17 protein-coding genes are annotated in these 21967 nt (G+C 68.6%); 10 read left to right on the plus strand and 7 right to left on the minus strand.

Translation table 11 applies throughout. From position 1 onward, the window contains the following. Positions 1–70 precede the first annotated feature (70 nt). The 3 genes from RIB98_13195 (at position 71) to scpA (ending at position 4269) form a co-directional block, all read left to right on the plus strand. A complete protein-coding gene (locus RIB98_13195) occupies positions 71–1879 on the plus strand; it encodes a methylmalonyl-CoA mutase family protein (GenBank protein ID MEQ8841930.1) in 1809 nt (602 codons plus the stop codon). 72 nt (positions 1880–1951) lie between these two features. Next, complete coding sequence (locus tag RIB98_13200) at positions 1952–2119, plus strand: hypothetical protein (GenBank protein ID MEQ8841931.1); 168 nt, start codon at positions 1952–1954, stop codon at positions 2117–2119. Positions 2120–2148: 29 nt separating this feature from the next. Continuing rightward, entirely contained in the window at positions 2149–4269 is a 2121-nt protein-coding gene (gene scpA, locus RIB98_13205) for a methylmalonyl-CoA mutase (GenBank protein MEQ8841932.1), read from the plus strand. On the opposite strand, the gene RIB98_13210 is transcribed toward scpA, so the two are convergent. From RIB98_13210 to RIB98_13220, 3 genes are read right to left on the minus strand one after another with little or no spacing between them, the layout of a single operon-like run. Beyond that, the gene (locus RIB98_13210) at positions 4266–4562 is read right to left on the minus strand and encodes a Dabb family protein (GenBank protein ID MEQ8841933.1); all 297 of its coding nucleotides are present in this window, start codon (positions 4560–4562) and stop codon (positions 4266–4268) included. The two genes, scpA and RIB98_13210, sit on opposite strands and share 4 nt — an antisense overlap. A 9-nt stretch (positions 4563–4571) precedes the next feature. After that, complete coding sequence (locus tag RIB98_13215; GenBank protein MEQ8841934.1) at positions 4572–5423, minus strand: mechanosensitive ion channel family protein; 852 nt, start codon at positions 5421–5423, stop codon at positions 4572–4574. 47 nt (positions 5424–5470) lie between these two features. Next, positions 5471–5938: a nuclear transport factor 2 family protein gene (locus RIB98_13220; protein ID MEQ8841935.1), complete on the minus strand. Its 468-nt coding sequence runs from the start codon at positions 5936–5938 to the stop codon at positions 5471–5473. Positions 5939–5963: 25 nt separating this feature from the next. Here RIB98_13220 and meaB point away from each other — a divergent pair, with 25 nt between their 5' ends. Together meaB and RIB98_13230 are read left to right on the plus strand one after the other, a co-directional pair. Further along, on the plus strand, positions 5964–6968 hold the full coding sequence (gene meaB / locus RIB98_13225) for a methylmalonyl Co-A mutase-associated GTPase MeaB (GenBank protein ID MEQ8841936.1): 1005 nt from the start codon (positions 5964–5966) through the stop codon (positions 6966–6968). A 157-nt stretch (positions 6969–7125) separates the two neighbouring features. Further along, the gene (locus RIB98_13230; GenBank protein ID MEQ8841937.1) at positions 7126–9360 is read left to right on the plus strand and encodes a lysyl oxidase family protein; all 2235 of its coding nucleotides are present in this window, start codon (positions 7126–7128) and stop codon (positions 9358–9360) included. Between the two features lie 12 nt (positions 9361–9372). Here the strand turns inward: RIB98_13230 and RIB98_13235 are convergent, their stop codons facing one another. Further along, a complete protein-coding gene (locus RIB98_13235; protein MEQ8841938.1) occupies positions 9373–10578 on the minus strand; it encodes a citrate synthase in 1206 nt (401 codons plus the stop codon). A gap of 83 nt (positions 10579–10661) precedes the next feature. On the opposite strand from RIB98_13235, the gene RIB98_13240 reads away from it, so the two are divergent. From RIB98_13240 to RIB98_13260, 5 genes are all read left to right on the plus strand, one after another. After that, positions 10662–11819, plus strand: coding sequence for a citrate synthase (locus RIB98_13240; GenBank protein MEQ8841939.1), 1158 nt, complete (start codon positions 10662–10664; stop codon positions 11817–11819). A gap of 60 nt (positions 11820–11879) precedes the next feature. Then, positions 11880–13217, plus strand: a complete 1338-nt coding sequence (locus RIB98_13245) for a cytochrome P450 (protein MEQ8841940.1) — start codon at positions 11880–11882, stop codon at positions 13215–13217. Positions 13218–13243: 26 nt separating this feature from the next. Then, positions 13244–14686, plus strand: a complete 1443-nt coding sequence (locus tag RIB98_13250; GenBank protein MEQ8841941.1) for a pyridoxal-dependent decarboxylase — start codon at positions 13244–13246, stop codon at positions 14684–14686. Between the two features lie 140 nt (positions 14687–14826). Then, complete coding sequence (locus tag RIB98_13255; protein ID MEQ8841942.1) at positions 14827–16113, plus strand: aminotransferase class V-fold PLP-dependent enzyme; 1287 nt, start codon at positions 14827–14829, stop codon at positions 16111–16113. Positions 16114–16243: 130 nt separating this feature from the next. Further along, entirely contained in the window at positions 16244–16756 is a 513-nt protein-coding gene (locus tag RIB98_13260) for an HTTM domain-containing protein (protein ID MEQ8841943.1), read from the plus strand. Positions 16757–16771: 15 nt separating this feature from the next. Here the strand turns inward: RIB98_13260 and RIB98_13265 are convergent, their stop codons facing one another. From RIB98_13265 to RIB98_13275, 3 genes are all read right to left on the minus strand, one after another. After that, positions 16772–18175 carry an SGNH/GDSL hydrolase family protein gene (locus tag RIB98_13265; protein MEQ8841944.1) on the minus strand — a complete coding sequence of 468 codons (1404 nt, stop codon included), beginning with the start codon at positions 18173–18175 and terminating at the stop codon, positions 16772–16774. Positions 18176–18310: 135 nt separating this feature from the next. Further along, positions 18311–19408 (minus strand): ribonucleotide-diphosphate reductase subunit beta, encoded by a 1098-nt coding sequence (locus RIB98_13270; protein MEQ8841945.1) that lies wholly within the window; start codon positions 19406–19408, stop codon positions 18311–18313. Then, the gene (locus tag RIB98_13275; protein MEQ8841946.1) at positions 19408–21888 is read right to left on the minus strand and encodes a ribonucleoside-diphosphate reductase subunit alpha; all 2481 of its coding nucleotides are present in this window, start codon (positions 21886–21888) and stop codon (positions 19408–19410) included. Before RIB98_13275 ends, RIB98_13270 begins: the two co-directional genes overlap by 1 nt. Positions 21889–21967: the final 79 nt, after the last annotated feature.

Here is a 21967-nt window from a genome sequence, read left to right on the forward strand (position 1 = left end):
CCAAACGGCACAGCGCTACCAGGCGCGCCCGAGATCGACGGCCGGAACCCGGCGCCGGTACGGTCGGGCCATGACTGATCTGGATCTGGGCGCGGAGTTCCCCACTCCCCATCGCGACGAGTGGCTCGATGCCGTCGAGAAGGTGCTTCGTGGCAAGTCCTTCGAGAAGGTGCTGGTGGGCGAGACCCGCGACGGACTCGACATCCAGCCGCTCTACACGGCCGATGGTGCCACCCGGGTCGGGCTCGTCGACGCCGACCCGGTGCGCCTCGATCGCGGCTGGGATGTGCGCCAGGTCCACGACGGTCGCGACCCCGCGGCCTGTGCCCGCCTCGTGTGCGATGAGCTCGAGCGGGGTGTCACCTCCGTCGAACTCGTTGCGCCACCCGAGGGCTGGACGCTCGACTCGCTGCGCGAGGCGACGACGGGTGTGCTCTTCGATCTGGCCCCCGTGGTGCTCTCGCCCCATGGCGATGTCGCGGCGGCCCGGGCCCTTCACTCGCTCGTCAGCGAGAGCGGCCATGCCGCGACCGCCGGTGCCTGGCTCGGTCTCGATCCGATCGGCGAGACCGCCCGCACCGGCGTCACGGGTGACGGCGCCGACACCGACGACGCGATGCGAGCCGCAGCCGAGCTCGCGCCCACGCTGCCCAACGGACGCGCCGTCACGGTCGACTCCACCCGCTACGCCGACGCCGGTGCCACCGAGGCCGAGGAGTTGGCGTGGAGCATCGCCACCGGCGTCGCCTACCTCCGTGCCCTCGAAGCGGCCGGACTCGACCCCGCCGGCGCCGCGCAGACCATCGGGTTCCGCCTGAGCGCGGGCGCCGATCAGTTCGTCACCATCGCCACCCTGCGTGCGGCCCGCCGTCTGTGGCGACGGGTGCTCGATGCCTGTGGCGTGTCGCCCGACGGCCCCGCCCAGGTGATCCAGGCGGTCACGAGTCGGGCGATGTACAGCCGCCGCGACCCGTGGGTGAACATGCTGCGGGCCACCACGGCCACCCTCGCGGCCGGCGTCGGGGGCGCCGACGCCGTCACCGTGTTGCCCTTCGACGACGCGATCGGCGAGTCCGACGGGTTCTCACGGCGGGTCGCCCGCAACACGCAGCTCCTGCTGATCGAGGAGTCGCACCTCGCGCTCGTCGTCGACCCGGCGGCCGGTTCGTGGTTCGTCGAGTCGTTGACCGACCGGCTCGCCAATGCGGCCTGGGCGATCTTCCAGAAGGTCGAGGCCGACGGTGGCATCGAGGCCGCGCTGGCCGACGGCACGATCGCCGCCGCCCTCGACGCCGCGTGGAACGAACGTCTCGACGCACTCGGCACGCGGCGCACGCCCATCACCGGTGTGTCCGAGTTCCCGAACCTCGACGAGACCGTCGTCGACCGGCCCACCCGTAAGCCCGGCGGCGGGTTCCCGATCCGCCGACTCGCCGCCCCGTTCGAGGCGCTGCGCGATGGCGCCGATCGTGTCCTGGCCGCCACCGGCCGACGACCCACCGTGCACCTCGCCGCCCTCGGTCCGCTCGCCACCCACACCGCCCGCTCCACCTGGATCACGAACTTCCTCGCCGTCGGCGGGGTGGCCGTCGACGGCGGCGACACACCGGGCGCCGATTCGCCGCTCGAAGCCGAAGCGAAGTTCGCCGAGAGCGGCGCCACCGTCGCGGTGATCTGTTCGTCCGACGGGGTCTACGCCGAGCGGGCCGCGGCCACGGCCACCGCGCTGAAGGAAGCCGGCGCCACCAAGGTCGCGCTCGCCGGTGCGCCCGGCGACCTGCGCGACGAACTGACGGCCGCCGGCGTCGATGAGTTCTGGCACGTCGGCGTCGACGTGCTCGACGCCCTCACCCGCCTTCACGCCGATCTCGGTGTCTGAGGACATGCGGATTCGTCGCCCGGACGCAGACGGGACCGTTCCCGGCGTCGCCGTCGGGACCTCGCCCGTCCGGTGATCTCGCCCCTCGCCCGCTTCGGTTGGATCACGTTCGGCGCCGGCTCGCTCGTCTTCGCCGTACTGGGCGTGGTGGACCGCGATTGGTGGGTCGCGTTCGGTGGGCTCCTGTTCGTGCTCGGCTGCGCGGCCCTCTACGTCGACGGCGCTCGCAACGAGGCCTGACGGCCGGACCAACTGTACGGTTGACCTCCATGAGCGTGATTCCCGACTTCACGACCGTCGACCTGGGCGAGGCCGTGCCGGCTGCTGCGGTGAACGACGTCGTCAACGAGACGCCGGAGGGCATCGACATCCCCGCCGTGACCACGGCGGCCGACATCGCCGATCTCGACTTCCTCGAGACACTGCCCGGGCTTCCGCCCTACCTGCGCGGTCCGTATCCCACGATGTACGTGAACCAGCCGTGGACGATCCGCCAGTACGCGGGCTTCTCCACAGCCGAGGCGTCCAACGCCTTCTACCGCCGCAACCTCGCCGCCGGTCAGAAGGGACTGTCGGTCGCCTTCGATCTCGCGACCCATCGCGGCTACGACTCCGACAACCCCCGCGTGTCGGGCGACGTCGGCATGGCCGGTGTGGCCATCGACTCCATCCTCGACATGCGCCAACTCTTCGACGGCATCCCGCTCGACGAGATGAGCGTGTCGATGACCATGAACGGCGCGGTGCTGCCGGTGCTGGCGCTCTACGTGGTGGCCGCCGAGGAACAGGGGGTGAAGCCGGCGCAGCTGGCCGGGACCATCCAGAACGACATCCTCAAGGAGTTCATGGTCCGCAACACCTACATCTACCCGCCGACCCCGAGCATGCGGATCATCTCCGACATCTTCGCGTTCACCAGCGAGGAGATGCCGAAGTTCAACTCGATCTCGATCTCCGGCTACCACATGCAGGAGGCCGGCGCGACCGCCGACCTCGAGCTCGCCTACACGCTGGCCGACGGCGTCGAATACGTGCGGGCCGGCATCGAAGCCGGACTCGACGTCGATGCGTTCGCGCCCCGGCTGAGCTTCTTCTGGGCCATCGGCATGAACTTCTTCATGGAGGTCGCCAAGCTCCGCGCCGCCCGCCTCCTGTGGGCGAAGCTGATGAAGCAGTTCGAGCCGCAGAACCCCAAGTCGCTCTCGCTGCGCACCCACAGCCAGACCAGCGGCTGGTCCCTCACCGCCCAGGACGTCTACAACAACGTCGTGCGCACCTGCGTCGAGGCGATGGCCGCCACCCAGGGCCACACGCAGTCGCTGCACACCAACGCGCTCGACGAGGCGCTCGCCCTGCCGACCGACTTCTCGGCCCGCATCGCCCGCAACACCCAGCTGTTCCTCCAGCAGGAGAGCGGCACCACCCGCACGGTCGACCCGTGGGGCGGCAGCCACCACGTCGAGCGGCTCACCAACGAGCTCGCCAAGAAGGCGTGGGACCACATCACCGAGGTCGAGGAGATGGGCGGCATGGCCGCGGCCATCGAGGCCGGCATTCCCAAGCTCCGCATCGAGGAAGCCGCCGCTCGCACCCAGGCCCGCATCGATTCCGGACGCCAAGCCGTGATCGGCGTCAACAAGTACCGCCTCGACGAGAACGAGGACATCGAGGTGCTCAAGATCGAGAACGCCGAGGTGCGCGCCGCGCAGATCGCGAAGCTCGAACAGCTCCGGGCCGAGCGCGACGACGACGCCGTCGAGTCCGCCCTCGCTGCGCTCACCGGTGCAGCCGAGGACGGCACCGGCAACCTGCTGGCCCTGGCGATCGACGCCGCTCGCGAGAAGGCCACCGTCGGAGAGATCAGCGATGCCCTCGAGAAGGTCTACGGTCGTCACGTCGCCACGATCCGAACCATCGAAGGGGTGTATCGAACCGAAGTGGGAGCCGACGCCGATTCCGTGACCGCGGTGCGAGCCAGGGTCGACGCGTTCGCCGAGGCGAACGGTCGCCGACCGCGCATCCTCATCGCCAAGATGGGCCAGGACGGCCACGATCGCGGCCAGAAGGTGATCGCCACGGCGTTCGCCGACCTCGGCTTCGACGTCGACATCGGCCCGCTCTTCCAGACCCCCGGCGAAGTCGCCCGGCAGGCCGTCGAGGCCGACGTCCACGTGGTCGGCGCCTCGTCGCTCGCGGCCGGCCATCTCACCCTGGTGCCCGAGCTCCGCGACGAGCTGGCCAAGCTCGGCCGCAGCGACATCAGGATCACCGTCGGCGGGGTCATCCCTCCCGACGACGTGCCCACCCTGCTCGAGATGGGCGCGGTGGCCGTCTACCCGCCCGGCACCGTGATCCCCGACGCCGCGCTCGAACTGCTCGACCTTCTCTAGCCGTCGAGCTCGATCTGGGCTCGGGTCAACGCCGTGACGTGAGGACGGATGTGGTCGTCGAGCACCCGCACGTGCTCGGGGTGCCCGGAGTACGTCTCGTAGCCATCGACCGAATCGAAATCGGCCGCGATCACGAGGGTCGCGGTGCCGGGCCCGAGGCCGAGGTCGCGACCGACGCTGTAGGAGCGGATCTCGGGGATGAGGCCCGGCAGGCGCTCGAGTTCGTCGATGACGGTCTGCACGAGCGACTCCTCGACGCCGTCGAACGTGAGCAACACGGTGTGGCGGATCATGCCCGAAAGTTAGACCCGTTTCTCCCCAGGGGGGTCCTCCCTGCTGTCGGTGATGTCCGGTCGGGTGATCGGTAGCGCCGGGCTGTCGTCGGCCACGTGGACCACCGTCTGCGGGAACGCGATGTCGATGCCGACGTCGGCGAGCGCCTCGCGAGCGGCGATCGCCACTTCGCTGACGATCCACGAGGCCTCGAGCTCCTCGGACGGATGCCAGAAGCGCAGCTCCATGAGCACGCCGGAGGCCTCGAACGACCGGACGAGGGCAGCCACCGGGAGATCGACACCCTCCACGCCGGCGACCGCACGCGTCAGCACCTGTTGGGCCTGGCGAAGATCGGTGCGGTAGTCGACCTCGACCGCGAGGCAGGTCCGTCGCGATGGGTCGCGGGTGAAGTTCTCGAGTGGTTCGTCGAGAATCTTCAAGTTCGGCACATACGCCGTCGTGCCGTCATGGGTGAGGATCACGACCGCGCGGCCATTGACGTCGAGCACGGTACCGGTCACTCCGTTGCTGTCGATCTGGTCGCCAGGCCGGATCGGCCGTCGCGCATGGATCATCGCTGCGCCGACCAGGTTCCCGAGCACCGGCTGAAGGCTGAGAGCGACGACCGCGCCGCCGATGCCGAGCGCCCCGAGCAGCGGGCCGATCTGGACGCCCAGCTGGCTGAGCGCGGTGAAGGTGGCTATCGCAAGGATCAGGATGCTGAGCACCCGGCCCGCGACCGTCATGGCGGTGCCCTGTGTCTTCGTACGACGACCCGCGGCGCGCACCGCACGGTTCACCGCGAAGGCAAACGCCACGCCGACAACGACCGTGGTCGCCGCAATCACCTGATCGCTCGTTGTCGCCGCGAGCAGCATCGCGGCCTCCTCCTGCTCGCGGGACCCGGCCGGGCCCCACCCGAAAGCTAGACCCAATCCCTCTCGGCGGGCGGGCCGACCATGTCGGCGCCGGGCTGCCAGGTGGACTGACGCATCGCCTGCATCAGGTGGCTCTCGGAGTACATGTCCTCCTCGTAGGAGAACTTCCCGTCGCCCGCGTACTCCAAGTACGACATGCCGAAGTTGTCGATCGGTGAGCCGTCCTCCAGTTCGCCGGGCAGTCGGTTGCTCCAGCGCAGGAACACGCGGTCGCCGTCGATGGCTTCCCAGAAATGGGGAAAGTCCCACGTGGCGAGTCCGGCCATCGAGCTGTCGAGGAACTCGACGAGGGCGTCGACCCCCTCGTGGCGTCCCCACATCGAGTCGACGAACACCGCGTCCTCGGTGAACACCTCGCTGAGCTCACTCCACGGGATCGTGCCTGCGATCGCGGCACGCCGCAGCTCGAGGTAGCGCTGGATGGTTGCTTCGATCTCTGCTCGTTCGTGGGCCATGGCGGAGACGGTAACGTCGGCGGCGATGGCAGAGGAAATGGACACCGAACTGGCCGGGGGGGTGTTGGCCGGCGACCGCACGGCCATCGGACGGGCCATCACGCTCGTCGAGTCGACGCGGCCCGACCATCGAGAGCGGGCCGGCGCGCTGCTGACTCGATTGCTCCCACACACCGGGGCCGCGCACCGGGTCGGCATCACCGGCGTGCCCGGGGTGGGCAAGTCCACGTTCATCGAGTCGCTCGGCACCTCGCTCACCGCGAAGGGCCACCGCGTGGCCGTGCTCGCCGTGGACCCGTCGAGCTCGCGCACCGGTGGGTCGATCCTCGGTGACAAGACCCGGATGGCCGCGCTCGCGGTCGACGACCGGGCGTTCATCCGGCCCTCGCCATCGGCCGGCACCCTCGGTGGCGTCACCCGGGCCACCCGCGAATCGATGCTGGTGCTCGAGGCCGCCGGCTACGACGTCGTGCTGGTCGAGACGGTGGGCGTCGGGCAGTCCGAGACCGTGGTGCACGGAATGGTCGACATCTTCGTCGTGTTGATGCTCGCCGGCGCGGGCGACGAACTCCAGGGCATCAAGAAGGGCGTGCTCGAGCTCGCCGACCTGCTCGCGGTGAACAAGGCCGACGGTGACAACGCGGACCGGGCCGCGTTGGCCGCCGGTGACTATCGACGGGCCCTTCATCTCCTTCAGCCGGCCAGCGAAAACTGGACGCCGCCGGTGCTCACCTGCTCGGGCCTGACCGGCGCCGGACTCGACGAGCTGTGGGAACAGATCGAGCTGCATCGCCGCACGCTCTCCGCCTCGGGCGAGCGCGATGAGCGGCGGCGGACGCAACAGCTCGAGTGGATGAACGCGATGCTCGTCGACCGGCTCGTCGGCCGGTTCGAGACCGACCCCGCGGTCGTCGCCCGTCGCCCGGCCATCGAGCGCGCGGTGCTGGCCGGTGACGTCACCCCGTCGATGGCCGTCGAGCAGTTGCTGGGCGCCGACACCGAGACCGGCACGGACACGGGCGCTCACTGAGCGTCGGTCCCACCGGGCCACCGAGGGGTCGACAGCACGAGAAGCACCCCGTACTCTCCGCTCGCGGGGAGGCGATGATCCTTCGGCAGGCCTGGTCGCGGCGCCGAAGAGAAGCCACAGCGAAACCGGCCCCTCGGTCGACCACTCGGAGTGAGCAATGCCCGGTTTCCCCACCCGACCCAACCGCCGTCCACTCGGCGAACGCCCCGGTCGCAAGCTGACGGTCATGGTGCTGGCGGTCATCGGCGCGGTGGTCGCAGTGGCCTCGCCGGCCGCAGCCCACCACGATCCCGACCAACTCGCCGCCGCCGAACGCGCCGCGGACGCGCTCGACTCGACCGCCGGCGGTGGGGGTCTGCCGTTGTCGTTCGTGGTGCTCGCCACTGTCGCGCTCCTGCTGGCGTTGGCTCTCGGGCGTGGCGTTCGCCTGGCCCGCCCGTCGCGCCGCCTCGTCGCGTTGGTCGCCACCGCCGGACTGCTCTCGCTGCCGCTGGCCGCGTCGCCGGCCGGCGCCGCCACGATCCTCCTGCCCGATCTGATCTCGGACCAGCCCGACCCCAACGGATCGGTCGAGATAAACAACTACACGGGCACCCCCCGGCTCATCCTCCGCTTCGACGGCTACGTCACCAATGTCGGCCAGGGCCCGCTGCGGGTGTCGGGCAATCCGCAGATCACCAACTCCTCGAACAGTGCCGCCGTGCATCAGCGGGCGCTCGACACCAACGGCAACTGGAACGTGGTCGGCACGCCGACCGTGCAGTACGAGACGGCCGACAGTCACAACCACTTCCACCTCATGGAGGTGGGCCGCTACTCGCTGTGGAACCAGTCGCAGACGGCCGAGGCCGCGCCCGGCCAGAAGGTCGGGTTCTGCCTGTACGACATCGAACACGCCGAGGCCGAGGACTGGAGCGGGCCGCGACCCGGCCGGACCTACACGGGCTCGGTCACCCAGTTCTGCGACAGCAACAATCCCAACACGACCGATCTCGTGATGGGCGTGAGCAACGGGTGGCGCGACGTCTATGGCGCCTACCTCACCTTCCAGTGGGTCGACGTGAGCGACACCGCACCCGGCATCTACTACCTGGCCAACGAGGCCGACCCGCACAATCGCATTCTCGAATCCGACGAGTCCAACAATCAGATCGGCTTCTCCGAGACATCGTCGGTGATCCCCGGCTACAACGCGCGACCGGTCGAGTCGGTCGAGACGCTCGAGGGTGCGCCGGTCGCCATCTCGCTGTCGAGCGAGTCGTTCGGGTCACCCGGGTCTCGTCGGTTCCGGGTGGTCACCCCGCCGGCGCACGGATCGCTCAACGTCGCGACCGGCACGAAGTTCTCGTCGGCCTCGGTCACCTACACGCCCGACCCGGGCCATGTCGGGTCCGACAGCTTCGAGTACGTGGCCCTCGACAACTCGAGTGCCTACCCCCTCAACCCCACGAGGGCGGCCGTGTCGATCGACGTCGGCGAGGTACCGACCCCGTCGGTGCAGATCTCCGGAGCGCCGGCCTCGCTCATCGCCGGCACGTCGGCGAGCCTGAGCGCCGCCGTCGCCAACGCGCCCTCGGCGGTGACCTGGTCCGTCGACGGGGTCGTCGGCGGCAACGCCACCGTCGGGACCATCACCGCCGGTGGTCTGTTCATCGCGCCGAGCTCGGTGCCGGCCGGAGGTGACGTGACCGTGCGGGCCACCCTCGCCGCCGATCCGTCGTACTACGACGAGGTCACCATCACGATCGATCCGGTCCCGAACAACGCGCCGGTGCTGATGCCGGTCGACGACCAGGTCTCGACCGTCGGCGATGCCGTGAACCTGGCGATCGGGGCGACCGATCCCGACGGTGATCCGTTCACCTTCTCGGCCGTCGGCCTGCCCACCGGCACCTCGATCCACCCGTCGACGGGCGTGATCTCGGGCACGGTGACCGAATCCGGCGACTTCTCGGTGACGGTGACCACCGACGACGGCACCGACACCGACACCGTCGAGTTCGACTGGGCCATCGACGTCCGGCCGACCATCGCGCCGGGCATCGTCGCCTTCTGGGAGGGCGACGCGGGTTCGCAGGTCGTCTCCGTGCCGCTGACCCTCAGTGACCCGGTGTCGCAGGAGGTGACCGTCGAGTGGGCCACCGGGGACACCGGCGCCCCCGGTATCGCGACGGAGGGAATCGACTTCGCGGCGGCGAGCGGCACCGCGACGTTCGCACCCGGAGAGACCTCGACCACGGTGGACATCACGGTCTACGGCGACACGGTCGACGAGCCGCCGGCTTGGCTGGGGGAGTGGGGCATCGTCGCCTTCAGCTCACCATCGGCCAACGCCGACATCGACTACTTCTTCTTCGGTCTGGGGATCTTCGTGATCGTCGACGATGACTAGCGGCGTGAGCCGTCAGCGGGGCCGGGCCACGTAGCGGCCCACCGGCCGGAACCGGATCGGACTCTCGTCGTACTCCTCGAGGGCGTGGGCGAGCCATCCCGCGGTGCGGGCGATCGCGAACACGACCTCACCCGCGTCGGGCCCCATGCCGGTGATGTAGGTCATCGCCCCGAGCGCCAGGTCGACGTTGGGGGCCGCGGTGATCCGCTCGCTCGTGCGGGCGACGACCGACGCCACGACGTCCATCCGGTCCTCCCCGACCGTCGTGTCGACGGATGCCTCGCCGAGTGCATCGAAGAGAAGATCGTGACGCGGGTCGCGCGTGCGGTGGATGAAGTGACCGATGCCGGGGACCCGGCCGTCGCGCCGCATCACCTCGGCGATCGCCGCGTCCGGGCCGTTGGCCTCGGCGTCCTCGAACATCATGTGCACCGTCTTGCTGGCGGCGCCGTGGAGGGGCCCGGCCAGCGGACCGAGCCCGGCGAGGAGCACCGCGTGCGGCGCCGCCCGGGTGGACGCGGCGAGACGGGCGGCCAGCGTGGACGTGGCCATGCCGTGGTCGGCCAGGATCACCAGGGCGGTCTCGAGAACCGGCCATTGATCGGGGTCGGCGGTGGTGAGGCGCACCCAGAGTCGCTCGGCGATGCGATCGCTCTCGACCTCGTGGTCGGTGGGCAGCGAGTCGACGATCGCCCGGATCAGTCGTCGACCGGTGGTGACCGCACCCTCGGTCGAACGGTCGTCGCGAAAGGGGTCGGCGGCACCGGCCGCGACCACGCCGGCCATCATCCGATCGGTGGGGGTGGCGTGGGCGGGAAGAGCGCGGGCCGCTCGCCGAACGGCCGTGGCGACGGCGCGGTCCGACGTCCACGGCTCGGCCGCGGTCAACTCGCCTCCCCACAGCAGCTCGGCCACGGACTCATAGGAGTGGCCGGCGGCGACGAGGTCGTCGAGCCCGTGATCGCGGTAGCGCACCGACCCGTCGACCACGTCGGTGATGCCGGAGGAGATCGGGACCTCGAGCCGACCCGGGCGGTCGTCGGCCTTGCGGCGGCGGAAGCGGTCGATCTCGGCGGGGTCGAACGTCGACGACTTCCCGTCGAGGTGACGTTCGGAGTGCAGGAGACCGCGACTCACGTAGGCGTAGATCGTCTCGCGCTTCACCCCGAGTCGGGATGCCGCCTCCGCCGCGCTGATTCGTTCGTCGGTCGCGTTCATCGGGTGGGGCTCCGTAGGTTGATGGAATCAATGTTGACCCGATCAATGTTGTCAATGTACTCGGAAAGGCGCAGTTTGGAGGCATGACAACACCCGACACTGGTTCTCCCAACACTGCCCCACCCGGCCTCAAGGGTCTGGCCGTCGCCGACACCATGCTCGGCGATGTCCGTGGCCAGGAAGGCTTCTTCCACTACCGCCAGTACGACGCAGCCGAACTGGCCCGCCACGCCTCGCTCGAGGACGTGTGGACACTCCAGTTGCGAGGAGCCCTCCCGACCGAGGCCGTGACGGTGGAAGCGGGTGCCCACCGCTGGCTGCCCGAGCCGGTGGCCGCGCTCGTCGATGCCACCGCCGAACGGGTCGCCGACCCCATGGTGACACTGCGCGTCGGCCTGTTGGCGCTCGGCGACGTCGAGGGCCGGGGTTCGATGCTCGATCGTTCGCTCGATCAACTGCACGACGACGCCCGGCGGCTGGTGGCCGTCGTGCCGACGATTCTCGCCCGTCACCAACGAGTGCGGCAGGGAGAGGATCCGGTCGCCCCGGATCCGACGATGGGTCACGCGGCCGACTACCTGCGGATGGCCACCGGGCGGGTACCCGACCCGGCCGCAGCTCGCGCCGTCGAGCAGTACCTCGTCGCCACCGTCGACCATGGCTTCAATGCGTCGACCTTCACCGGTCGTGTCGTCGCCAGCACCGGGGCCGACATGGCCGGTGCCCTGGTCGCCGCGGTCGGGGCGCTCACCGGGCCGCTCCACGGCGGTGCCCCCAGTCGGTGCATCCAGATGATCGAGGAGATCGGCGCCCCCGATCGGGCGGCCGACTGGGTTCGTGCCCGACTCGATGCCGGCGAGAAGATCATGGGCTTCGGTCACGCGGTGTACCGCGCCGAGGACCCGCGGGGTGTCGTGTTGCGCGAGGCAGCCGAGCGTCTCGGCGGTGATCTGGTCGAGCGAGCCGCCGGCATGGAGACGGAGATTCTGGCCGTGCTCGCCGAGTGGAAGCCCGAGCCGCGGATCGTGACCAACGTCGAGTACTGGGCGTCGGTGGTGCTCGAGCTGGCGGGCCTGCCCCGCGCGATGTTCACTCCGACGTTCTCCGTCAGCCGGGCGATCGGCTGGTCGGCCCATCTCATCGAACAGCACGGCGTGGGCAAGATCGTTCGACCCAGCGCCCGCTACGTCGGCCCCGAGCCGACCATCGGCGTGCCGATCCGAAATCGCGTGCCGACCTGACTTCCATCGTCGCCGTTCTGCGGTTATCTTCCAGGGAAGCTTTCTGAGGAGAAGTCCGACATGTCGACGGTTGAACACCAAGGTTTCGAGGGAGTCGATCTCTGGGACATGGACGCGTTCCAGCGCCAGGAGCATCACGCGATGCTCGAGCAGCTTCGCGAGACCGAGCCGGGAATCCACTGGATCGACGAGGGCGACAAGGGGCCCGGCTTCTGGGCGATCACCCGCCTCGCGCACTTGAAGGAGATCAACCGTCAGGCCGAGATCTTCTCGTCGAACAAGGGCGGCACCCAGATGCAGGAGCGGGTGCGCGGCGACGACATCGACAGCTTCCAGAACGACTCGCTGATGCTGTCGATGGATCCACCGAAGCACACGCGCTACCGCCGCATCGTGAGCCGTGGTTTCACGCCGCGCATGATCAACCTGCTCGAGGACTACCTCCACAACCGCACCCAGATGATCATCGATCGGGTGAGCGAGCGCGGCACGGCCGAGTTCGTCACCGAGCTCTCGGCCGAGCTCCCACTCCAGGCGATCGCCGAGATGGTCGGTATCCCGCTCGAGGACCGGTCGAAGATCTTCGACTGGACCAACTCGATGATCGGTGCCGACGACCCCGACTTCGCGGCGAGCGAGGACGAGGTCATGGGCGCCTTCGGGGAGCTGTTCGCCTACTCGAACGCGCTGCAGAACGATCGCCGCGACAAGCCGGCCGACGACATCATCACCACGCTGCTGTCGGCCAATGTCGACGGCGAGGCGCTCGACGAGGTCGAGTTCGACATGTTCTTCCTGCTGCTGTGTGTGGCCGGCAACGAGACCACCCGCAACTCGATCACCCGCGGCATGCACGGCTTCTTCGAGTTTCCCGATCAGTGGGAGCTCTACAAGAGCGATCCCGACAAGTACGCCGACACGATGGTCGACGAGGTCGTGCGCTGGGCCACCCCCGTGCTCAACTTCCGGCGTCAGGCCATGCAGGACTACGAGATCGGTGGGGTGCAGATCAAGGAGAACGACAAGATCGTGATGTGGCACATCGCCGCCAACCGCGATCCCCGTGCCTTCGACGACCCGTGGACCTTCGACATCACCCGCAGCCCCAACGACCACGTGGGGTTCGGTGGCGGCGGCCCGCACTTCTGCCTCGGCTCCAACCTCGCGAAGATGGAGATCGCCTTGATGTTCAAGGGCATCGCCGAACGCTTGCCCGACATCCACCTCGATGGTGAGGTCTCCTATCTCCGTTCGAACTTCATCGGCGGGGTCAAGTCGATGCCGGTTGCGTTCACGCCCACGCCTTCGACCAACACCATGCCGCTGGACCGTCTCGGTTCGGCCGCCGGCGCTTCGGGCACCGACGGCTACGGCGGCTCGGTCGAGCGCGAGGGCTAGTCTGCGCCCCATGGGGGGCGGTTGCGGTGACGCCTGAGGAGTTCCGGGTTGCGGCACACGAGCTGGTCGACTGGATCGCCGACCGGCGCGCCGAGGTCGAGTCGCGTCCCGTTCGCCCGGACGTGGAGCCGGGCGATATCGCGGCCCGTCTGCCGGCCACGCCGCCCACCACCCCGGTGGATGGCGCGGTCGTACTCGACGATCTCGACCGCCTGATCGCGCCGGGCATCACCGAGGTCCAGCACCCGATGCACTTCGGGTGGTTCCCGTCGAACGCCAGCCTCTCGTCGGTGCTCGGCGACGTCGCGTCGTCGGGACTCGCATCGTTGGGCATCTCGTGGGAGTCGTCGCCCGCCCTCACCGAGGTCGAGGAGGTGATGGTCGATTGGATGCGTCAGCTGACCGGCCTCGACGACGGCTGGCACGGCGTGATCCAGGACACCGCGTCCACCGCGTGCCTCGTGGCCATGCTCGCCGCCCGAGAGCGGGCCACCGATCACTCCCAGGTCACGACCGGCCTCGCCGGCGTGTCCTCGCCGCTGTGCGTCTACACCACCGAGGAAGCCCATTCGTCGGTTCGTAAGGGCGCGTTGCTGGCCGGCTTCGGCGGCGATCACATCCGGTCGGTGGCGGTCGATCCGGTCAGCCGCAGCATGCGGGCCGACGCGCTCGCCGCTGAGATGGCGCGCGACCGCGATGCCGGGCGGCGGCCGGCGATCGTCGTGGCGTCGGCCGGCTCGACCGGCACCACCGCGTTCGACCCGATCGACGAGATCGTGGAAGCAGCGGCGGTCCACGGTGCGTGGGTGCACGTCGATGCGGCCATGGCCGGTGCCGCCCTCGTGCTTCCCGAGATGCGGTCGCTGTTCGTCGGACTGGAGGGCGCCGACTCGCTGTCGTGGAATCCCCACAAGTGGTTCGGCACGATCCTCGACTGCTCACTCATGTATCTGCGCGATCCCGATCATCTGATCCGGGTGATGTCGACCAACCCGAGCTACCTCCGCTCGACCGCCGGCGGCGACGCCACCCAGTACCGCGACTGGGGAATCCCCCTCGGGCGCCGCTTTCGAGCGTTGAAGCTCTGGTACCAGCTGCGCATCGACGGCATCGAGGAGATCCGGACCCGCCTGCGCCGCGATCTCGAGAACGCGGCGTGGCTGGCGGAGCGGTTCCGCGCGCTGCCCGACTGGGAGGTCGTCGCGCCGGTTCCCCTGCAGACCGTGTGTGTCCGACATGTGCCTCCGGGTCTCTCGGCCCCCGACCACGGAGATGAACTCGACGAGCACACGCTCCGGTGGCTGCGGGCCATCAACACTTCGGGCGAGGCGTTCCTGTCGCCGTCGGTGCTCGACGGGCGGTGGATGGTGCGGGTGTCGGTCGGGGTCGAGTCGACCGAGCGACACCACCTCGAACGTCTGGTCGAACTGATGACCGCGACTGCGACCGCAGCCGCAGACTCAGCCTGACGAGATCCTTCAGCGCTCCGAGACCAGTTCGTCCTCCCGTCCCAAAGGTGTCAGACACCTGTCCCGCCCCTGTCTCGCCGAGCGCGACGAGGCGGTCGGGCCGCGACGCAGGGAAGTTTCCGGCCGCATACTGTCGGTCCGTGACGCCCCGCATCGACCTCGGCCCGTTTCCCACTCGCCCGGGCTTCGACGATGTCCGACGCCGTGACGTCGACGACCCGTTGGCCTCGTTCGCGGCTCGGTTCGAGGTCGCCGATCCGTCGCTGATCTATCTCGACGGCAACTCGCTCGGCCGACTCCCGAGCGCGGCGCCGGCGGTGATCGATCATGTCGTCCGTGCCCAGTGGGGCGATCGTCTGATCCGATCCTGGAACGAGGGGTGGTGGGATCTGGCGTCCGATGTCGGCGACCTGATCGCGCCGCTGATCGGCGCCGGGCCGGGCGAGGTGATCGTCTCGGAATCGACTACGACCAACCTCCACAAGCTGGCCGGGGCGGCCCTCGATGCCCGGCCGGAGCGCACGACCCTGGTCACCGACGATCTGAACTTTCCGTCGGACATCCATGTGCTCGCCGGTCTCGCGGCCCGGTCGGGCCGCGAGCTCTGCGTCGTCGGCTCCGATGGCGTCGACGGCCCGGTCGATGGGCTGTTGGCGGCGATCGACGAGACCACGGCCCTCGTGTCGCTGTCGTCGACCGCGTTCAAGTCGGGCTACACCTACGACCTCGCAGCCATCACCGCCGCCGCCCACGACGTGGGTGCGCTGGTTCTCTGGGATCTCAGCCATTCGGCCGGCGCGGTCGAGATCGATCTCGGTGGGGTCGGGGCCGACCTGGCCGTCGGCTGCACCTACAAGTTCCTCAACGGCGGGCCCGGGTCGCCGGCCTTCCTCTACGTGCGGCGCGACCTTCAGGACGAGTTGCACAACCCGATCACCGGATGGTGGGGCGACGCCGACCCGTTCGAATTCGGCCTCGACCACGCCCCCGCCACCGGCATCCGCCGATTCCAGGTCGGTACCGCCCCGGTCCTGTCGCTGGCCGCGACGGCTCCGGGCATCGAGTTGGTGGCCGAGGCGGGGATGCCGGCGATCGCCGTGAAGGGCCGAGCTCTGGTCGAATTCGTCCGGGAGTTGGCCGACGAACGCCTCGTCCCGTTGGGGTTCCGCTGGGCCTCGCCCCGCCAGCCGGCGCGTTGCGGAGCCGCCGCCGCCCTGGCCCATGCCGATGCCTGGCGGATCACCCGCGCGCTCATCGAGATCGGCAACGTCGTTCCCGACTTCCGGACTCCCGACAACCTCCGTCTCGGGCTGTCCCCGCTCACGACATCCTTCGTCGACGTCCACACGGCCATCGAGCGGCTGGCGCTGATCGTCGAAAGCGGCATCCACGAGTCGTTCACCCCCGATCGCACCGCCGTCACCTAACCGTCCCAAAGGTGTCAGACACCTGTCCCGGAAGTGTCTGACACCTGTCCTCCTGTCCTAGACCCGGGGACTCTCCCTTCACGTTCGTTGTCACTAACGATAGGCAGTGGGTGTTAAGAGTCCCTAACGGTTGATCTTCTTCGATCAGGACTGGCCATCGCGGCTGCGTGGCCAGCGCCGGCCGGGCGATGTAGACCCGGCGACGCCGGCCCGCTCGAGCCCCCGGGTCCGTCGCCTCCTGATGGCCTTCGCGGTGTTGCAGCTCGCGTTGCCCCTGCGCCACTACGCGCTCCCGGGCAACGTCCGTTGGAACGAGCAGGGCTACTACCTGGCGTGGAGGGTGATGCTGACCGAGAAGGCGGGCAGTCTCGAGTTCGCGGTCACCGACCCCGCGACGGGTGACGAATGGGAGGCCGGACCCGAGCTGGTGCTGACCGATTGGCAGACGACCCAAGCCGCGATTCGCCCCGACCTGATCCGTCAGACGGCTGAGCTCATCGAGGCCCACTACGGTCGTGACCTCGAGGTCCGGGCCCGGTCCTTCGTCTCGATGAACGGTCGGCCGGCGATACCGATGTTCGACCCCGCCGTCGATCTCACCGGTGATCTCGACGGTCGGGCCTGGATCCTCCCCGGGCCGTAGCCGGCGCCTACCGGCTCAGTTCGTGGGCGAGAGCGCGGTCAGCAGCGCGGCCGTGAGTTGCGCCCGCCCGGCCGGGTTGGGGTGGACGACGTCGCGGAAGTCGTCATCGCCGAGGAGGTCGCTGAAGTCGAGGAAGTCCACGCCGTGGGCGTCGGCGACGAGCGCGAAGGGTGCCGTGAGGTCCTCCTGCGCGTTCGTCGAGTTCTGGTGGATCGCGTCGAGCTCGCTCGACACCGGCATGTCGACCACGACCGCCGTGGCCCCGGCGGCCTCGATCTGCGTGAGGGTGGTGTCGAGAGCGTCCGCCCAGTCGGTACAAGGAGGGTTGCCGTAGATCGCGGTGTAGACGTCGACCATGTTGTCGAACTCGGCCTCGGTGATGGCGTCGCGCGAGGGATCGGCGAGCCCCCGCCCGCCGGGGGCGAAGAAGTCGGCATAGGTGTCGAGCAGAAGGCTGTCGTAGGTGCCGGACGTTCCGCCGCTCACCCGGCGGGACGGGTCGATGTCGGCGAGCCCGGCGACCCGGGCGAACGCATCGCCTCGACGCTCGCGCGCGCCTTGTTGAAGTGCGGGTCGGAGGTCGCCGCATGCGTAGAGGGATTGGTACGGCGCGACCTGCAACACCACGAGACCTGGCTCGGCCCCGAGCCCGTCGAGCTCGTCCAGCCAGGTTGCGTACTGCCCGATGACCATCCCGTTGATGCCGAGGCCGACGGCAACCTGCTCGAGGCCGTCGCCGAGGGCGATCGGGTCGAAGCCGAGTTTGACAGCGGAGTCTCCGATGACGACGACGTCGATCCGTCCTTCGTCGGCGAGCACGTCCTGCACCATCAGCGAATGGCCGAGCGCGTCGCTGCTCCACCAGTAGGCCGACGACCCGGATGCGAATCCCGGCCGGATCGCGTGGCGCCACCGATCGACGGCGCTGGTCAGGGTCCCGGCCAGAGCCAGCCCGTCCTCCTCAGAGGGCGGATCGTCGCACTCGGGGAGATCGATCAACCGTTGCTCGACGGCCGTGGCGAGCCCGGCAGCCTCATCGCTGCCGATCCAGGTATCGAGTGAGTCGTCGGCCACTGCTGCGGCCGTGGCGGTGTCGAGCGCGTCGGCGGCGGCGCTCATGCGCGGCGCCCATGCCGCGAACGACGCACAGGGAGCCGCGGCATCGCCGATCACCCGCAGCGCGTCGCCGACGATCTCCTGGAGATCGGGCGAGGGTATGGCCAGGACGAGATCGGTGAGTTCGGCGGTGGCCTCGTCGGCGGTGCCGGTAGTTGCCGACCCGCACACCTCGATCTCGAAACCGTAGTCGTCGACCAGGACCTCGCACTCCGGTTCATCGGGCCCCGCGGTTTCTGCCTGGCTGCACGACGCCGCGATCGACGCCACGAGCATGACCACGCCGAGTCGTCCGATCGCCATGGCCGGTCAGGGTAGCGCTGTCGCCGGGAGCAGGCGCGACGCGCCGAACGCGGGACGGCCGCCCGGCGCTTCGGTGAAGCGAACGGGCGGCCGTCGGGGGGGTTCCCGTCCTCGCGAGACGGGGTGGTGGTAGCGCTAGAAGTCCTCGTCGAAGTTGACATCGCCTTCGACACCGACCTGGTAGGCCGACACGGTGCGCTCGAAGAAGTTCGAGAGCTCCTGCACGTCTTGCAGCTCCATGAAGGAGAACGGATTCTGCGAGCCGAAGCGCTTGGCCAAGCCCAGCTGGGCCAGACGCTGATCGGCGACGAACTCGAGATACGTGCGGGTGTCGCCCGTGGACATGCCGGGCACGCCCTCGCCGAGGAGATCCTCGGCAAACGTGAACTCGGCGTCGACGGCTTCTTCGATCATCTCGGTGATGCGCTCGCCGAGATCGTCGTCGAATAGCTCGGGCTCCTCCTTGCGCACGGTGTTGATGACCTCGAGAGCGAAGTTCATGTGCATCGACTCGTCACGAAACACCCAGTTGGTGCCGGCGGCGAGGCCGTTGAGCAAGCCCTTGGAGCGCAAGAAGTAGACGTAGGCGAAGGCGGCGAAGAAGAACAGTCCCTCGATGCAGGTGGCGAAGCAGATCAGGTTCATGAGGAACCGCTTGCGGTCCTCGACCGTCTCGAGCGGCCCACTGCCCACCGACTCCATCCACTTGAAGCAGAACTCGCCCTTGGCCCGAATGGACGGGATGTTCTCGATGGCCGCGAAGGCCTCGGCCCGCTCGGCCGGGTCGGGGATGTAGTTGTCGAGCAGGTTCAGGTAGAACTGGACGTGGAGCGCCTCTTCGTAGAGCTGGCGCGACAGGTACATCCGAGCCTCGGGCGCGTTGATGTGCTCGTAGAGGTTGAGGACGAGGTTGTTGGCCACGATCGAATCGCCGGTGGCGAAGAACGCCACGAGACGGCTGATCATGTGCTTCTCGGCCGGCATGAGCTTGCGGTCGAGGTCGGTCAAGTCGTCGGAGAAATCGATCTCCTCGACCGTCCACGTGTTCTTGATCGCGTCCTTGTACATGTCGAAGAACTGCGGGTAGCGCATCGGCCGCAGGGTGAGATTGAACCCCGGGTCGAGGATGTTGGTCTGGCTGCCCGCCGGGGCGGCGTAGTGACCGGCCGGCTTGTCGGCGGCCGCAATGGCGGGCGCGGTCGAAGTGTTGAGGTAGTCGTCGGCGAGTGCCATCAGTCGCACGCCTCGCAGTGCTCGGGGTTCTCCAGCGAGCAGGCGACGGCCTCTTCGTCGGTGAAGGTCTTCTTCGGGGCGCCGTCGGGACCACCGTCGGGACCCTTGTCGGGGCCGGCCGTGGTCTTGTTGATGCGGGTGGCCGGACGACTACGCAGGTAGTAGGTGGTCTTGAGCCCGGACTTCCACGCATACATGTACATCGACGAGAGCTTGCCGATGGTGGGTGCCTCCATGAAGAGATTGAGCGACTGGCTCTGATCGATGAAGGCGCCACGGTCGGCCGCCATCTCGATGAGCGACTTCATCGGGATCTCCCAGGCCGTGCGGTAGACGGCCTTGAGGTCGTCGGGGATGCGCTCGATGCCTTGGATCGAGCCCTCGGCCTTCTTCACGTCGCTGATCATCTCGGCGTCCCACAGCGCACGACGCTGGAGTTCCTTCACCAGGTGACGGTTGATCTGCATGAACTCGCCCGACAGTGTCTCGCGCTTGAACAGGTTGGACACCTGGGGCTCGATGCACTCGTAGCAACCGGCGATCGACGCGATCGTGGCGGTGGGGGCGATGGCGATCATCAGCGAGTTGCGCAGGCCGTGGGTCTCGATGCGCTCGCGCAGCGGCGCCCAACGCTCGGGACTGGACGGCTCGACGCCCCAGAGATCGAACTGGAGGTCGCCGGCCGCGGCGCGGGTCTCGGCGAACGCCCCATGGGGACCACTGGCCTCGGCGAGTTCGGTGGAGGCCCACAGGGCGTTGAAGTAGATCTCCTCGGAGATGCGACGGCTGACATCGCGGGCAACCGGCGAATCGAAGGGCACGCCCATCTTGAAGAAGACGTCCTGCAGGCCCATGAGCCCGAGGCCGACCGGACGCCAGCGGGCGTTGGACGTGGCCGACTCGCTGGTGGGGTAGTAGTTGATGTCGATCACCCGGTCGAGGAACGGCACGACCTGCCGCACGACCTCACCGAGGCGCTCGAAGTCGATGGCGGTGACCCCTTCGGTCTCGACCACGAACTCGCCGAGGTTGACCGACCCGAGGTTGCACACCGCGGTTTCCTCCTGGCTCGTGACCTCGAGGATCTCGGTGCACAGGTTGGAGAGGTGGACGACCCGGTCGCGCGAGTTGGTGTCGCCGCCGGCGCCCTTGCCGGTCTGGTTGCACTTCTCGTTGGACGAGTCCTTGAAGGTCATCCAGCCGTTGCCGGTCTCGGCCAGCGTCTTCATCATGCGCTGGTAGAGCTGGCGGGCCGGGACCTGCTTCTCGAACTTGCCGTCGGCCTCGGCCTGCTCGTAGATGGTGCGGAACTCGTCGCCGAAGGTGTCGATGAGTTCGGGGACCTTCTTCGGATCGAAGAGGCTCCACTGCCAGTCCTTCTCGACCCGTTCCATGAACATGTCGGGGATCCAGTTGGCGAGATTGATGTTGTGCGTGCGACGGGCGTGGTCGCCGGTGTTGTCCTTGAGCTCCAGGAACTGGTCGATGTCCGCGTGCCAGGCTTCGAGGTAGACACACGCGGCACCCTTGCGACGGCCGCCCTGGTTGACCGCGGCGACGGAGGCATCGAGGGTGCGCAGCCACGGCACGATGCCGTTGGACAGGCCGTTGGTGCCCACGATGAGGCTGTTCTTCGAGCGGATGCGGTGCCAGGCCACACCGATGCCGCCGGCGAACTTCGAGAGGCGGGCGATGTCGGTGTAGCGCTTGTAGATGCCCTCGAGGCTGTCTTCGGGGGAGTCGAGCAGATAGCAGCTGGACATCTGCGGGTGGGTGGTGCCCGAGTTGAACAGGGTGGGGGAGGAGGGCAGGTAGGCCAGCGACGACATGAGGTCGTAGAAGCGGATGGCCTCGTCGGGGTTGGTCGACAGACCGCAGGCGACGCGCAGGAAGAAGTACTGCGGGGTCTCGATGACCTTGCGGGTTTCGGGGTGACGCAGCAGGTAGCGGTCGTAGACGGTGCGCAGACCGAAGAACTCGAAGCGCTTGTCGCGCTGGCTGTCGATCGCGGCGTTGAGCTCGGGGGCGTGGGCGTTGACGAACTCGAGCACCTCGTCGCCGATGATGCCGACCGCGTGACCGAGGGCGACGGACTCGGAGAACCAGGGGGCGTTCTGGTTGCGGACTTCCTTGTCGATGTAGGTCGACAGGAGGCGGGCGGCGACCTTGGAGTAGTTGGGTTCCTCGACGATGAGGCCGGCGGCGGTGCGGATCGACAGCTCGTCGAGCTCGCGGGTGGTGGCGCCGTCGGCGAGGGCAGCGATGGTGCGGGTGGACACGACCATCGGGTCGACACCGAGCAGGCCTTCGGTGGCGCGGGCCACCGCGTTCACGATCTTGTTGACATCGACCGCTTCGAGCGCACCGCTGCGCTTCTTGACGCGCATGCTGGTGGCGGTGACCGCAACCGCCTCGGTGGTGCCGACGGAGCTCAGTCGCTCGCTTGTCGCCTCGGTCACTGAATTCTCGGTGATTGCCATCTTCGTGGCCCCTTCCCCGCACCGGGAAATGCGAATCGAAGGCAGTGACACCCGGTCAGATCACGCCTCGCCGCGTCTC

Source organism: Acidimicrobiales bacterium (genome assembly GCA_040219515.1).
Lineage (GTDB): Bacteria > Actinomycetota > Acidimicrobiia > Acidimicrobiales > Aldehydirespiratoraceae > JAJRXC01.